The sequence below is a fragment of the Aeromonas sp. 1805 genome (genome assembly GCF_013085525.1).
GTDB classification, from domain to species: Bacteria; Pseudomonadota; Gammaproteobacteria; order Enterobacterales; family Aeromonadaceae; genus Aeromonas; species Aeromonas hydrophila.
In genome coordinates, this window is sequence record NZ_CP038515.1 from 4081637 (window position 1) to 4095901 (window position 14265).

General features: G+C 61.2%; 11 protein-coding genes and 1 pseudogene. 10 read left to right on the forward strand and 2 right to left on the reverse strand.

Features of this window, described 5'->3' with window-relative positions; all coding sequences use genetic code 11:
- Positions 1 to 3 precede the first annotated feature (3 nt).
- From E5E96_RS19020 to E5E96_RS19045, 6 genes and pseudogenes are all read left to right on the forward strand, one after another.
- On the forward strand, positions 4 to 1470 hold the full coding sequence (locus E5E96_RS19020) for a BatD family protein (protein WP_171283257.1): 1467 nt from the start codon (positions 4 to 6) through the stop codon (positions 1468 to 1470).
- Between the two features lie 33 nt (positions 1471 to 1503).
- Entirely contained in the window at positions 1504 to 2094 is a 591-nt protein-coding gene (locus E5E96_RS19025) for a sigma-70 family RNA polymerase sigma factor (RefSeq protein ID WP_017408325.1), read from the forward strand.
- Positions 2087 to 2830 (forward strand): DUF3379 domain-containing protein, encoded by a 744-nt coding sequence (locus E5E96_RS19030; protein ID WP_171282854.1) that lies wholly within the window; start codon positions 2087 to 2089, stop codon positions 2828 to 2830. The genes E5E96_RS19025 and E5E96_RS19030 overlap by 8 nt, the downstream gene beginning before the upstream one ends.
- A gap of 410 nt (positions 2831 to 3240) precedes the next feature.
- Positions 3241 to 4539 carry an outer membrane protein transport protein gene (locus E5E96_RS19035; RefSeq protein WP_024945328.1) on the forward strand — a complete coding sequence of 433 codons (1299 nt, stop codon included), beginning with the start codon at positions 3241 to 3243 and terminating at the stop codon, positions 4537 to 4539.
- A 253-nt stretch (positions 4540 to 4792) separates the two neighbouring features.
- On the forward strand, positions 4793 to 6049 hold the full coding sequence (locus tag E5E96_RS19040; protein ID WP_171282855.1) for an OmpP1/FadL family transporter: 1257 nt from the start codon (positions 4793 to 4795) through the stop codon (positions 6047 to 6049).
- Positions 6050 to 6178: 129 nt separating this feature from the next.
- Positions 6179 to 7401 (forward strand): annotated as a pseudogene (locus E5E96_RS19045) (EAL and HDOD domain-containing protein).
- Here E5E96_RS19045 and E5E96_RS19050 read toward each other — a convergent pair.
- The gene (locus E5E96_RS19050) at positions 7398 to 8561 is read right to left on the reverse strand and encodes an acetyl-CoA C-acyltransferase (RefSeq protein ID WP_171282856.1); all 1164 of its coding nucleotides are present in this window, start codon (positions 8559 to 8561) and stop codon (positions 7398 to 7400) included. The pseudogene E5E96_RS19045 and the gene E5E96_RS19050 overlap by 4 nt on opposite strands.
- Before the next feature lie 121 nt (positions 8562 to 8682).
- On the opposite strand from E5E96_RS19050, the gene E5E96_RS19055 reads away from it, so the two are divergent.
- Positions 8683 to 9078, forward strand: coding sequence for a MerR family DNA-binding transcriptional regulator (locus tag E5E96_RS19055; RefSeq protein ID WP_016350830.1), 396 nt, complete (start codon positions 8683 to 8685; stop codon positions 9076 to 9078).
- A gap of 60 nt (positions 9079 to 9138) precedes the next feature.
- On the opposite strand, the gene E5E96_RS19060 is transcribed toward E5E96_RS19055, so the two are convergent.
- Complete coding sequence (locus E5E96_RS19060; protein WP_011705999.1) at positions 9139 to 10377, reverse strand: dicarboxylate/amino acid:cation symporter; 1239 nt, start codon at positions 10375 to 10377, stop codon at positions 9139 to 9141.
- 269 nt (positions 10378 to 10646) lie between these two features.
- Between E5E96_RS19060 and E5E96_RS19065 the strand changes: the two genes are divergently transcribed.
- From E5E96_RS19065 to E5E96_RS19075, 3 genes are all read left to right on the forward strand, one after another.
- Positions 10647 to 10931: a pyrimidine/purine nucleoside phosphorylase gene (locus tag E5E96_RS19065; protein WP_026080125.1), complete on the forward strand. Its 285-nt coding sequence runs from the start codon at positions 10647 to 10649 to the stop codon at positions 10929 to 10931.
- A gap of 202 nt (positions 10932 to 11133) precedes the next feature.
- Positions 11134 to 12516 (forward strand): L-serine ammonia-lyase, encoded by a 1383-nt coding sequence (locus E5E96_RS19070; RefSeq protein WP_102988676.1) that lies wholly within the window; start codon positions 11134 to 11136, stop codon positions 12514 to 12516.
- Positions 12517 to 12793: 277 nt separating this feature from the next.
- The gene (locus tag E5E96_RS19075; RefSeq protein ID WP_024945324.1) at positions 12794 to 14164 is read left to right on the forward strand and encodes an L-serine ammonia-lyase; all 1371 of its coding nucleotides are present in this window, start codon (positions 12794 to 12796) and stop codon (positions 14162 to 14164) included.
- Positions 14165 to 14265: the final 101 nt, after the last annotated feature.

Sequence of the window (14265 nt, forward strand, 5' to 3'; positions counted from 1 at the left end):
CTGATGACGGCGCAGGTTTTTGCCGCCCCGCCCCGGGCCGAGCTGCTGCCGGGGGCCGATCGCCGCGACTGGTTGCTGATCATCGAAGCGGACGGCGAGCGCCAGAGCAGTGAGCTAGCCATCACCCCCCTGCTGCGCCAGTTTGCGGTGGGCAAGGTGATCATGAGCCGGATCAGCGCCCCGCAGCAGAGCCTGACCCGCTGGCAGATCCCTCTGCACCTGCTGGATACCAGTCCGCAGCAGGTGCCGGCCCTGCCACTGGGGGGGGAGCAGACGCCGTCCATCCCCTTTCCACCACGCAGCGAAGCCGGCAACCTGGCGCCAGCACCTGCCATCTCCCCCATCGAACTGCAGGCCCGGGTGCTGCAACAGGGGCCGCTCTACCCCGGCCAGCCGTTTGTCTATCAGCTCAGCCTCTGGCTGCCGGCCAACATGGAGGCCCCCAACCTCACCGAGCCGGCCAGCGATGACTTCACCATTCGCCGCCTCGGCAACGATCAGTGGCAACCACCGGCAAGCCCCGGCCTGCCCGGCCGCCTGACCCGCAGCTGGCTGCTGCAGGCCAAAGAAGCGGGGCGCCATCCACTGGAGTCTCCCCGCTTTCAGGGGCGTTTGCCGCAAGATGACGGGGGCAGTGACCCGCTCTCGGCCCGGGCAGCCACCCTGTTCGTGCAGATCGACGAGCCCCCGCTGCAACCGGTGGCGAGCCAGCTCACCCTGAGCCAGCGGCTGGATCCCCCGACGGCAGCCAGAGCGGGTGAGCCGGTGATCCGCACCCTGACTCTCACACTGGAGGGGGGTGATGGCAACCGCCTCAATCTGGCACGTCTGCTCGGCTCATCCGGCCTGCCCGCCGGCATCAGGGCCAGACCGGATGGGGAGCAGCAGCAGGAGCGCTATCTCGCCAAGGGGACGCTGCGCTTCGAGCGCGAGTGGCGCCAGGCCTTGACCATGGACGAACCCGGTGACTACCTGCTGCCCGCCATCGAGCTGGCCTGGTTCAACACCCAGCGCGGGCGCATCGAATACGCTCGGCTGGCCACCACGCCCCTGCACATCGCCGCAAGCACGCAGGCGCAGCCGGCGCAGGATGGGCCGAATGACGAGAGCCTGCTGTGGGTCATCTGGGCTCTGCTGCTGCGCGCCTGCTGGCGCCACGGGCCGCGCTGGCACGCCTTTTATCGCCTGCAACAGGCGCTGTGTCGGGCCAATGCCGAGCAGATCCGGGCCCGCTTGCTGGCATGGGCCCGCCTGCGCTGGTCACTGCCCCATCCCCACCTCGATGCCCTGCCCTGTCGCCGCGATCCCGCCCTTGCGCCCCACTTCGCCACTCTGGAGCGCGCGTGTTTTGCCGCCGCTTCCCCTGCTGAGAGCCACCCGCAAACCTGGGCGGACTTTGCCAGCACCCTATGCGGTCACGAAACTTTTGCGATAGCCTATGGCCTCAGGCAACTGGCCAGGATCGGTTGATCCTGGCCTTCATTCAAATAAGGAAGCCCAGCGATGGCTTTAGGTTTTTTCAGAAAAAAAGGTGCCACGGTCGGAAAGGATCCCACGACCTCCCCGGTCTATGGAGGCATGGCAGACAAACAAACCAAATACGAAGCCTTGGTACATGCCCTGCACGGGGACATTTACCGCTACGCCTACTGGCTGTGCCGGGATCCGCAAGTGGCGGAAGACCTGGTGCAGGAGACCTTTCTGCGCGCCTGGAAGAGCATCGACTCCCTGCTCGACGACAAGGCCGCCAAGGCCTGGCTTATCACCATACTGCGGCGGGAAAATGCACGCCGCTTCGAGCGCAAGCAGTTTGACCTCGTCGATCTCGACGAGCATCCCCAGAGCGATCAGGAGGCACTACACAGCGAGCAGGAGATGGAGAACGAGTGGCTCAGACGCCACATCGCCCGCCTGCCGGCCGAATATCAGGAACCCCTGCTGCTGCAGGTGCTGGGGGGCTTTAGCGGCGACGAGATAGCGGCGCAGCTGGGGCTCAACAAGAACACCGTCATGACTCGCCTGTTTCGGGCCCGCAACCAGATAAAAGAGGCCATGGAGTCAACGACCCAACAGAGAGGACACACCAATGGATGAGCTGGAATTTCGCCGTCGGGCCATAGCCCATCCACATGAGCAGGATCCCGCATTTCTCGAGCAGGCCCAGCGCTCCCCCGCCAATCGCAAGCATCTGGACGAGATGAAGCAGCTCGATCGCAGCCTGCAGCGAGCGATGGAGGTCGAGGTGCCGGCCGGTCTGGCCGAGCGCATCCTGCTCAGACAGGCGCTGGAAGCCGATCAGCCGCAGGTGGTTTCCCTGCCGGTGCGCCCGCGCAGCAACTGGCGTGCGCTAGCGATGGCTGCCTCGGTTGCTTTTCTGCTCGGCATGAGCACCCGCTGGCTGAGCTGGCCGCTGGCCGCTCCCGACGAGCTCTCGCTGGCCCAGGTCGCCATGGCCCACGTCTATGGCGAGGAGCCCTTCATCAAGGATGTGGACGAGCAGGTGAGCCTGCGCACCATCAACGCCAAGATGGAGAAATATGGCGCGACCTTGATGGGCATGCAGGGGCTGAAGATCACCTATGTCAACCACTGCTCCTTCTATCAGGGGCCGGCGCTGCACATGGTATTGCAGGGCAAGATGGGCCCGGTCACTCTCTTCCTGGTGCCCAAGCACGTGCCACTCACCCTGCAGCCCACCTTTGAAGATGGCCAGCTCAAGGGCGAGATCCTGCAACTCAAGGGGGCCAACATGGTGCTGATCGGTGGGATGGAGGAGCCGCTGGCGCCGGTGGCAGAGCAGCTGGAATCCCGGTTGCACTGGTCGATTTAACAGGCATTAACCCAATCTTGACTCGCCTCGTAGCGGGTCAAGCCAACGGGCAGACCAATCCGGTTGGCTGCCCGTTTATCTCCTTTCCCGTCACGATTCTCCCCTATTCGCCGCTCATTCCCCGCAAATACCCAAAAATATTTTTGTGATGCAGATCGCTGTATGTGGGTGTTTTTTATCCAATTAATGGTAAAAGAGACTATTTAAGCGGCGAATTCAAACAAATGATTAACACTCTGGAAACTTTTATGTATTCTGCTGTCACTGGTCTGATTTCTTACCTCCTACCAGATCCATAGAATCACGCCAGAATTGAATGGGAAGAAGCTGAAATAACAACAGATCTTGTCACATACAGAGGCAAAATAGCCCTGATGCCGACGGAAAATCTGCCTACAAGAGAGAACACTATGACAACTGCCTTTTTCAAAAAGAGCCTGATCGCTGCCGCCGTCACCCTGGCCAGTACCCAAACCTTCGCCGCCGCGTTCCAATTGAACGAACACTCAGCCTCCGGCCTGGGCCGTGCGTATGCAGGGGAAGCCGCCGTGGCGGACAACGCCTCCGTGTTGTCCCGCAACCCGGCAGCCATGACCCAGTTTGACAAGATGGCGTTCTCTGTCTCCGGTACCTATATCAAGCCGGACGTGGATGTAAATGGTGACATCTATGCAGGCTCCGCCAAGATGGCCGGTGCCAGCGAAAGCGGCATCGCGCCGAGCGCCTTCGTGCCTGCCACCTACTTCATCCAGCCGCTGAACGACCAGTGGGCCTGGGGTATCGGCCTGTTCTCCAACTACGGTCTGTCGACCGAGTACACCGAGAACTTCAACGGTGGCTCCATTGCCGGCAACACCGAACTGCTCACCTTCAACATCAACCCGAACATCGCCTACCGCGTCAACCAGCACTTCAGCGTCGGCGCCGGTCTGAACCTGGTCTATGCCAAGGCTGAACTGAACCGCCGCGCCGGCGTACTGGCCGCCGTGCCGCCGCTGAGCAGCGTGCCGGGTATCGGCAAGGACACCATCGTCAGCCACCTGAAGGGCGACGACTGGGGTTACGGCTGGAACGTGGGCACCATGTATGAAGTGAACGAGAACAACCGCTTCGCGCTGACCTATCGCTCCCAGGTAGACCTGAAGTTCAAGGGTGACTATCAGGGCACCTCTTCCGGCTTCAAGACCGTCGGTGGTGAACTGCCGCTGGATCTGCCGGCCCAGGCCGAGTTCGCCGGTTACCACCGTCTGAACCAGCAGTTTGCCGTGCACTACTCCGTCAACTGGACCGACTGGAGCGCCTTCCAGGAGCTCAAGGCCACCAGCGGTCAGTGCAACAGCACCGACGGTGCCGGCGTCTGCCTCTACAAGCCGGAGAAGTTCAAGGACTCCACCCGTTACTCTCTGGGCGGTACCTGGTACGTCAACCCGTCCTGGGAAGCTCGTATCGGCTTTGCCTACGACAACACCCCGATCGAGCCGGAATACCGCAGCCTGAGCATCCCGGATTCCGACCGCGTATGGTATAGCGCTGGCGCCACCTACCACATCGACAAGGACATGAGCGTCGACTTCGGCATGGCCTATCTCGACGGCAAGAAAGTGGACGTCAACGAGAAGCTGGTCGAAAGCAATGAAGCGCTGCGCTGGAAAGGCACCTCCCACGGCAACGCCTTCCTCGCTTCCGCTCAGTTCAACATGAAGTTCTGATAATCAGCGAATTGACCAGAGCGCCTGCGGGCGCTCTTTTTTTATTCCAAATTCATGTTTCAGCGTACATCTGTAGTAAACAACTGTACGCTTTTCTTTTTTTATCAAGCTATTAGCAGCACATCCCCCAGCATTTAATCCCGTTTTCATCCCCTCGCCCCCGCGCCCGTTGCCTTACTGGTCATACCATATAAAATCCTGCCTCCAACCATAAGAACGATCGAACTTCAGGTTCATTTTCAAGGACAATGCAATGCACTCCATCATGAAGCCGTCTCTTATCACCCTGCTGGTGCTGTCGAGCCAGGCCCAGGCGGCCGGTTTTCAGCTGGCCGAACAATCCGCCACCGGCATGGGCCGCGCCTTCGCCGGCGAAGCCGCCATCGCCGACAATGCCAGTGTGCTCTCCCGCAACGCCGCTGCCATGACCCGTTTCGATACCATGGCCTTCTCCGGTGGCTTCATCTATGTGCACCCCGACGTCAACATCGAGGGCACCACCCGGGTGCCGACCCCCAAGGGGCCGGTCAGCCTGGATGCGGCGGCCCACGACATCGCCGATGATGCCTGGGTGCCCAACGCCTACCTCATCGTGCCGCTCAACGATCAGTGGCGCCTGGGGCTGGCTGCCACCTCCTATTACGGGCTCGGCGTCAAGATGCCGGACAACTACAATGCCGGTCACTTCGGCAATGTCTCCGACATCAAGACCGTGGATCTGGGTGCGTCGCTGGCCTACCGCGTCAACCGCGTCTGGTCCGTCGGCGCCGGCCTCTCCGCCATTCAGGGCGAAGGGGAAGTGGGCGGCACTTTCCCGTCCAACAACCAGATCGCCAAGCACCTGAAAGGGGATGGCTGGGCCATGGGCTGGAACCTGGGCACCCTGCTGGAGCTCTCGGAAGCGACCCGCATCGGCCTCTCCTACCGCCACGACGTCACCCTGAAACTCTCCGGCGACGCTATCGGCATCGACCAGAACGGGCAGCCCTTCACCGATACCGGCAGCCTGGATCTGCCGCTGCCCGCCACCGCCGAGCTGGCCCTGTTCCATCAGCTGACGCCGGCGCTGGCCCTGCATTCGAGCATCAACTGGACCAACTGGAGCAAGTTCGTGCAGCTGGAATCCGAGCTCGATCACCACGGTGTCATGCACATCAAGGACGAGCACTGGGAAGACAGCTGGCGCTACGCGCTGGGCCTGACCTACCAGCTGGCACCGCAATGGCAGCTGCGCTCCGGCCTTGCCTACGACCGCAGCCCGGTCCCGGCGGATCGCCGCACCATCTCCATCCCCGACTCGGATCGGGTCTGGTACAGCGCCGGGGTTGGTTATCAGATCGATCGCAATCTCTCGCTGGATCTGGGGGTGACGCTCATCGATGGCAAGAAAGTGGACGTGAGCGAGACCATGCAGCTCAAACCCGGCATCCCGCAGACCACCTCCACCTTCCAGGGCACCTCGGAAGGGGACGCCTGGCTAGCCGGTCTGCAGCTCAATTACCTGTTCTGACGCGGGCGGGCATCCCCTGCCCGCTCACTCAAGCACTATGCCAGTTATTGACCGTTTCTGGCCTCCAAGCGCTGGCATAGTGCGCGGCTTCACAATAAAATCAATCCAGTACACACGCTGGAGAGATGCATGTATTCATACGTAGCAAGGCAGCCCATCCTGGATCGGGAGTTGAACACCCACGCCTATGAGCTGCTGTTTCGCGACAGTCTGGATAACGTGTTCCCCCCATCTCCTCCCAGCAAGCCACCGCCAGACTGGTTGTCGAACAGTTCCTGCAACAGAACATCGATCAGCTGCTTGGCGGTCGCCCCTGCTTCATCAACTTCCCTCATTCGCTGCTGCTGGAAGGGCTGGCCGAGTGCCTGCCGCCGGAGAAGGTGGTGATCGAGATCCTGGAAGATGCCGATCCCGACGATGCGCTGCTGGCCAAGGTGAAACAGCTGCACGGACTGGGCTATCAGCTCGCCCTCGACGACTTCACCCTGTCGCCGGACTGGGAGCGCTTCCTCCCTTACATCCACATCATCAAGTTCGATCTGCGCGCCACGTCGCTGCTGCAGATCAAGGTGTTCATCCAGCAGCATCAGCAGCTCAAGCTCACCTATCTGGCGGAGAAGGTAGAAGACAAGGCGGAGTTTGAACGGGTCAAGCGCCTTGGCATCGACCTGTTCCAAGGCTTCTTCTTCAGTCGACCCGAGATGGTCAAACAGGCGACCATGGAGCCGGCCCAGGTGGTGGTGATGCAACTGCTCAACGTGGTCAACCAGCCCGAGCCCGACCTCAACCGCATCGAGCAACTGCTGAGTCAGGATATCTCCCTGTCCCTCAAACTGCTGCGTTACGTCAACCACCTCAAGAGCCACGCCAACCCCATCTCCTCCTTTCGCCAAGCCGCCGTCTATCTCGGCCACACCCAGCTCAAACGCTTCGTGACCCTGGTCGCCGCCACCAGCGCCGGCCACGGCAAGAGTGCCGAGCTCTATCAGATGTCGATGATCCGGGCCCGCTTCTGCGAACTGCTGGCCCACACCCATGCGCCAACCCAGGAAGCCCAGCAGGCCTTCATCACCGGCCTCTTCTCCCTGCTCGATGTGTTGATGGAACAGCCGATGGACAAGCTGCTCGGCACCATTCCGCTGATCGAGGAGATCCGGGTCGCCCTGCTGGAACGCAAGGGTAACCTGGGGTTCTATCTGTCGTTTTGCGAGGATTACGAGAGTGCGAACTGGCAGCGGATCACGGCCAGAACGGCCCGGCTCGGGCTCAATGAAGAGAAGGTCAGCCAGCTCTATCTGACCGCCACCGCCTGGGTCAACCAGCAACTCCAGGCGATGGCGGAGACAGATTAACCCAGCTCGATGGCGACCGCCGTCGCCTCCCCGCCGCCGATACACAGACTGGCCACCCCGCGTGTGAGACCGCGTTCGCGCAGGGCATGGATCAGGGTCACCAGGATCCTGGCACCGCTCGCCCCCAGCGGATGACCGAGCGCGCAGGCGCCGCCGTTCACGTTGACCTTGTCATGAGGCAGCTGGCAACCGGCCATCGCCAGCAGGCTGACCATGGCAAACGCCTCGTTGACCTCGAACAGATCCACCTCCTCCACCCGCCAACCCACCTTGGCCAGCAGGCCCTTGATGGCCCCGATCGGCGCGCTGGTAAACTCGGCAGGCAGGGCCGCGTGGCTCTGATAACCCACCAGTCGCGCCAGCACCGGCAACCCCAGCTGCGCGGCAGTGTCGGAACGCATCAGGATCAGCGCCGCCGCCCCGTCCGAGATGGAGCTGGCATTGGCTGCCGTGATGGTGCCCGTCTTGCTGAAGGCAGGCTTGAGCTGGGGGATCTTCTCGGGCCTAGCCTTGGCAGGCTGCTCATCCTCGGCCAGCAGCAAGGTATCTGCGGCCATCACCGGCGCCAGCTCCGCCGCAAAGGCACCGCTGCGCTGGGCCGCCAGCGCCCGCTCCAGCGATGCGATGGCAAAGGCATCCATGTCGGCACGGGTCAACCCGGCGCGATCGGCGCTCAGCTGGGCATAATGCCCCATCAGCTGCCCTTCGTAGGCATCCTGCAGTCCGTCGAGGAACATGTGATCGAGCACGCTCTGGTGCCCCATCCGAAAACCGCTGCGCGCTTTGTCGAGCAGATAGGGGGCACGGCTCATGCTCTCCATCCCGCCGGCGATCACCACGTTCGTGTCGCCGAGCCGCAAGCCATCGGCCGCCAGCATCACCGCCTTCATGCCTGAACCGCACACCTTGTTGACCGTGGTGCAGGGGATGCTGTCCGGCAGGCCCGCCTTCAGCACCGCCTGACGGGCGGGTGCCTGGCCGACCCCGGCACTCAGCACGTTGCCCAGATAGGCTTCATCGATCTCCTCTCCCCTGAGCCCCGCTTCTGCCATGGCCGCAGCAATGGCACAGGCACCCAGCTCGGGAGCCGTCAGGTTGGCCAGGGCTCCCTGGAAGGCCCCCATGGGGGTACGTTTGGCCGCAACAATCACGATATCCATCAATTGCACTCTCCTTGTTACATTGAAATAACATATGCTGCCACCGCCGCAGGAACAAGACTTGCGGGGCAGTTGACGTTTGGGTAAGGTGCCAGCCAGGATTGACAGTCAAGACAGCGCCATGAACCGAACCAAGGATGACACGCGGACCTACAGCATCAGCGAACTGGCCCGTGAATTTGATGTTACGACCCGAAGTATTCGTTTTTATGAAGATCAGGGACTTTTGAATCCTGCCCGTCAGGGACAGACCCGGATCTACAGTCGGCAGGACAGAGTGCGACTCAAGCTGACCCTGCGCGGCAAGCGACTGGGCTTCAGCCTGGCGGATATCCGCGATCTGTTCGATCTCTATGATGCGGACAAGAGCAGCCGTACCCAGCTGCAGACCATGCTGGGGCTGGTGGCCGACAAGCGGGAGACCCTGCAGCAGCAGCTGGAAGACATCAAGATGGTGCTGCTGGAGCTGGACGCCGCCGAGCAGCGCTGCCAGCAGGCACTCGCTCAGCTCGGCTGACGGTCACAGCAACAAACATAAAGAAAGGGGCCCGCGGGCCCCTTGTTCATTGCAGCTGGATTATTTGTTCCAGCGATCCGGATCGTAATCCGGGCTGTAGCGGTCGACGATGACGGCGCAGGCCGCATCGCCGGTGATGTTGAGGGCGGTACGGATCATGTCGAACAGGCGATCCAGCGCAAACAACAACGGCAGCCCCTCGATGGGGATCCCGGCTGCCAGCAGCACGGCGACCACCAGGAAGCTCGGGCCCGGTACGCCGGCCTGGCCGATGGCCCCCAGGGTGGCGGTCACTATGATGGCGGCCCAGGCACCCATGGAGAGATCGATCTGGTAGACCTGGGCGAAGAAGATGGCAACCAGACCGTAATAGATGGCGTTGCCACTCATGTTGATGGTGGCGCCCAGCGGCAGCACGAAAGAGGCCGTGGCATTGGTCACCTTCAACTCCTCCTCGCAGGTCTCCATGTTGACCGGCAGGGTCGCCATGGAAGAGGCGGTGGAGAAGGCGACGATCTGCGGCTTCTTCATGGCAGACAGGTATTTGCGTACCGGCGTGTTGGAGAACAGCACGATCAGCAGCGGATAGACCACGAAGGCGAAGATCAGGATGGCAGCCAGATAGACCACGAACAGCTTGAGCACCAGGGTCAGCACGTCGAAACCGTAGGTGCCGATGGCATCGGCCATCAGGCCGAACACGCCGAGCGGCGCGATCAGCATCACCTTGTTGATCATCCAGACGAAGGCATCCACCAGGGTGTTGAGGCCGTCCACCAGCGGCTTGGCCCGCTCGCGGGGCTGCTTGGCCAGGGCGATGCCGAGGAACATGCAGAACACCAGGATCTGCAGGATGTTGGCTTCGTTGAGCGACTGGAACACGTTGGTCGGGATCATCCCGAGCAGGGTGGCGACCGCATCGGGCAGAGCGCCCTTGTCGGCATAGTCACCGGAGAACATGGAGGCCATGGAGCCGAACTCGACCCCGACACCGGGCTTGAAGATCTGCCCCATCACCAGGGCCAGCAGTACCGCCAGCGCCGAGGTACCGAGGAAGAAGGCCAGCGTGGTGACGCCAATCTTGCCCGCCGCCGGGCTGGCGCCGAGGTTGGCCGCCCCCGACAGGATGGCCACCGCCACCAGCGGGATCACCAGCATCTTGATCAGCTGGATGAAGAGAGTACCGAGCGGTGCAAACACGGTGGCTTGTTCACCCATGAACGCCCCTACCAGTGCCCCCAGCACCATGGCGACCACAACCTGGAAGCCAACGTTCTTAATGAGTCCTTTTGTTAACACAGAATGTTCCTTTAAGTAGCAAATATTCGCACTTTCCCAGTGCAATCAACCAAACAGGGGATGAACAGCTGTCCATTCCCCTGAGCGCGCGCTTTATCTCATATTTATTCGCTGTTTTAAATCGTCAAATCGTTAACGGGAGTTATTGATAAGTTTGCAACAAAGTAAAGATTCAAAAGGCTCACGGCGATTTTCCCCTCTTTATTCATGACAACTGGCAAAAGATTGTGCTACTTTGGCTGGGCAAACGTGCATACAGGGATGAAAACATGCTGAAAGTTAACGAGTATTTTGATGGAAATGTAAAATCCATCGGTTTCGAGCAAAAAGGCGACAAAGCAACCGTGGGTGTGATGGAAGCCGGTGACTACCAGTTCAATACCGCCGCCCCCGAGCGGATGACGGTGGTCAAGGGGGCGCTCACCATCCAGCTGGCCGACGAAGACGAATGGCACACCTATGAGCAGGGTCAATCCTTCGACGTGGCCGGCCACTCCTCCTTCAAGCTGGAAGTGAAGACCCCCACCGCCTATCTGTGCGAGTTTCTCGATTAAACCGCCGGCAACCCTTGCCTGAACACGCACAAAGGAGCTGCCCCCAGGCCGCTCCTTCTTTTTTGGCGCAAGCTGCCCTCCTCTTGGCTGCCCATCCTTGCTTTCATTTGCGTGCCGCCATCACACCCCTCGGTTTTCCCGCTTTCCATCGACTACAAAAAATTTACAATATTTAGACGAAACCCATAATCGGAGTGGTGTCATGATCAGTGTCTTCGACCTGTTTTCCATCGGGATCGGTCCCTCTTCTTCTCATACCGTGGGGCCGATGCGCGCCTCCTACGCCTTTGTCACCGCGCTCAAGCAACAGGGAGTGCTGTCCAGCACCCAACGGGTAGAAGTGGAGTGCTACGGCTCGCTCGGCCAGACCGGCAAGGGCCATGGCACCGGCAAGGCCATCATCCTGGGACTGGCCGGCTTTGAACCCGAGTCGGTGGACATCGAAGCCATCCCCGCCTTTTTGACCGAGGTGGAGCGCAGCCAGTCGCTGCTGCTGGCGGGTGAACAACCGAGCCAGTTTGCCCGCAGCGGCGCCATCATCTTCAACCGGCGCAAGACCCTGCCCGCCCACTCCAACGGCATGACCCTGCGCGCCTTTGCCGGGGAACAGCTGCTGTTTAGCCAGACCTACTACTCCATCGGCGGCGGTTTCATCATCGAGGAGAGCCACTTCGCCAACGCCAAGGAGGAGGCCGCCCGCTTCGATGCGGCCCACCCCATTCCCTACCCGTTCGAGAGCGGCGCCCAGTTGCTGGCCCACTGCCAGGAGAGCGGCCTCTCCATCTCCGGCGTGATGCTGGCCAACGAGAAGGTGTTTCGCACCGAAGCCGAGATCAAGGCGGGCCTGCGCAAGATTTGGCAGGCCATGCAGGGCTGTGTAGAGCGTGGCTGTCGCAGCGAGGGGGTGCTGCCCGGCGGCCTCAAGGTGAAACGGCGAGCCCCGGCGCTCTATCGCCAGCTCAGCTGCGAGACCAATTTCAACAAGGATCCGCTGATGGTGATGGAATGGGTGGATCTGTTCGCACTGGCCGTCAACGAGGAGAACGCCGCCGGCGGCCGGGTGGTGACCGCCCCCACCAACGGCGCCGCCGGCATCATCCCCGCCGTGCTGCACTATTACGATCGCTTCGTCCGCAAGGTGGATGACGAGCTGCTGCTGAGCTACTTCCTCGCCGCCGCCGCCATCGGCATCCTCTACAAGAAGAACGCATCGCTCTCCGGCGCCGAGGTGGGCTGCCAGGGCGAGGTGGGCGTCGCCTGCTCCATGGCGGCGGGGGCGCTGACCGAGATCCTGGGCGGCAGCCCGGCGATTGTCGAAAACGCCGCCGAAATAGGCATGGAACACAACCTGGGGCTCACCTGCGATCCGGTGGGTGGCCAGGTGCAGGTGCCCTGCATCGAACGCAACGCCATGGGCGCGGTCAAGGCGATCAACGCCGCTCGCCTGGCCCTGCGCGGTACCGGCGAGCACAAGGTGTCGCTGGACAAGGTGATCAAGACCATGTGGGAAACCGGCAACGACATGAAGACCAAATACAAGGAAACTGCCCGCGGTGGCCTGGCGGTTAACATTACCGAGTGTTAAAAATCGGTAACTTGCTCCATTTGGTTCCTAAATACCCGGCATTGTCGGGTATTTTTATGGGCAAACGCTTAACAAAATGGATAAGCATCAAAATAAATTTTATACTCGCCCGCTCTGATTCAACAAAAATAGATCTATTTCAACTTTTTTTGGGCTTTGAGCCGTTACACTGTGGTTATCTGGTTCATTGACCTCGGCGACGACGCCCTCGTCCCATGGATCACCCCGTTTCTGCGAGTGGGCATGGCGCCCCCTTCTATCCTGAGGTAATTGTTACATGATCAGCGTTTTTGATATCTTCAAAATCGGTGTTGGCCCCTCCTCTTCCCACACTGTCGGCCCGATGAAAGCAGCCAAACAGTTCGTGGATGAACTGCGTGCAGGCGGCAAGATCCGTGACATCACCCGGATCCAGGTCGATGTCTACGGCTCACTCTCCTGGACCGGCAAAGGTCACCACACCGATACCGCTATCATCATGGGTCTGGCGGGCAACCTGCCGGAGAATGTCGACATCGACGGCATCCCCGAGTTCATCTCCCGCGTCGAGCAGACCGGTCGTCTGCCCATCGGCCTGCACTGCCACACCGTCAGCTTCCCGCGCGACGCCATGGTGTTCCATGACGAAGCCCTGCCGCTGCATGAAAACGGCATGAAGCTGACCGCCTTCATCGAAGACACCGCCGTCTACAGCAAGACCTACTACTCCATCGGCGGTGGCTTCATCGTTGACGAAGAGAACTTCGGCAAGGCCGACAGCGGCGACATGTCCGTCAGCTACCCGTTCAAGAGCGCGGCCGAGCTCATCGCCCACTGCAGCCAGACCGGCCTCTCCATCTCCGCCCTGATGATGGAGAACGAGAAGTGCTTCAATACCCCGGAAGAGATCTACAAGAAGCTCGGCAAGATCTGGACCACCATGCGTGAAGGGATCGAGCGTGGCTGCCGCACCGAAGGCGTCCTCGCCGGCCCGCTGCGCGTACCGCGCCGCGCCGCTCCGCTCTATCGTCAGCTGACCACCAACGAGAACCTCTCCAACGATCCGATGAACATCGTGGACTGGGTCAACATGTTCGCCCTGGCGGTGAGTGAAGAGAACGCGGCCGGTGGCCGTGTGGTGACCGCGCCGACCAACGGTGCCGCCGGCATCATCCCGGCCGTGCTGGCCTACTACGACAAGTTCATCCAGCCGGTTGGCCGCGACGACTACACCCGTTTCTACCTGGCCGCCGCCGCCGTTGGCATGCTCTACAAGATGAACGCCTCCATCTCCGGCGCCGAAGTGGGCTGTCAGGGTGAAGTGGGCGTCTCCTGCTCCATGGCCGCCGCCGGTCTGACCGAGTTGATGGGCGGCAGCCCGGAGCACGTCTGTGAAGCCGCCGAGATCGGCATGGAACACAACCTGGGTCTGACCTGTGACCCGGTCGCCGGTCAGGTGCAGGTGCCCTGCATCGAGCGCAACGCCATCGCCGCCATGAAGGCGGTCAACGCCTCCCGCATGGCGCTGCGTCGCACCTCCAAGCCGCGCGTCTCGCTGGACAAGGTCATCGAGACCATGTACATCACCGGCAAGGACATGGACTCCAAGTACCGTGAAACCTCCCGCGGTGGCCTGGCCATCAAGGTGATGCAAGTCGCCTGCGAATAAGTCGGCGTGGCAACAATAAAAACGGCGGGAATTCCCGCCGTTTTTATTGCCTGTCGTTTGGATATTGCGCCCCGTTTCACCCGGCGAGTCCGCCGCATCCG

Bases quoted from the DNA above. Each gene is read 5' to 3' on its own strand.
- E5E96_RS19020 (WP_171283257.1), top strand. From the start codon at position 4: ATGACGGCGCAGGTTTTTGCCGCCCCGCCCCGGGCCGAGCTGCTGCCG.
- E5E96_RS19025 (WP_017408325.1), top strand. From the start codon at position 1,504: ATGGCTTTAGGTTTTTTCAGAAAAAAAGGTGCCACGGTCGGAAAGGAT.
- E5E96_RS19030 (WP_171282854.1), top strand. From the start codon at position 2,087: ATGGATGAGCTGGAATTTCGCCGTCGGGCCATAGCCCATCCACATGAG.
- E5E96_RS19035 (WP_024945328.1), top strand. From the start codon at position 3,241: ATGACAACTGCCTTTTTCAAAAAGAGCCTGATCGCTGCCGCCGTCACC.
- E5E96_RS19040 (WP_171282855.1), top strand. From the start codon at position 4,793: ATGCACTCCATCATGAAGCCGTCTCTTATCACCCTGCTGGTGCTGTCG.
- E5E96_RS19050 (WP_171282856.1), bottom strand. From the start codon at position 8,561: ATGGATATCGTGATTGTTGCGGCCAAACGTACCCCCATGGGGGCCTTC.
- E5E96_RS19055 (WP_016350830.1), top strand. From the start codon at position 8,683: ATGAACCGAACCAAGGATGACACGCGGACCTACAGCATCAGCGAACTG.
- E5E96_RS19065 (WP_026080125.1), top strand. From the start codon at position 10,647: ATGCTGAAAGTTAACGAGTATTTTGATGGAAATGTAAAATCCATCGGT.
- E5E96_RS19070 (WP_102988676.1), top strand. From the start codon at position 11,134: ATGATCAGTGTCTTCGACCTGTTTTCCATCGGGATCGGTCCCTCTTCT.
- E5E96_RS19075 (WP_024945324.1), top strand. From the start codon at position 12,794: ATGATCAGCGTTTTTGATATCTTCAAAATCGGTGTTGGCCCCTCCTCT.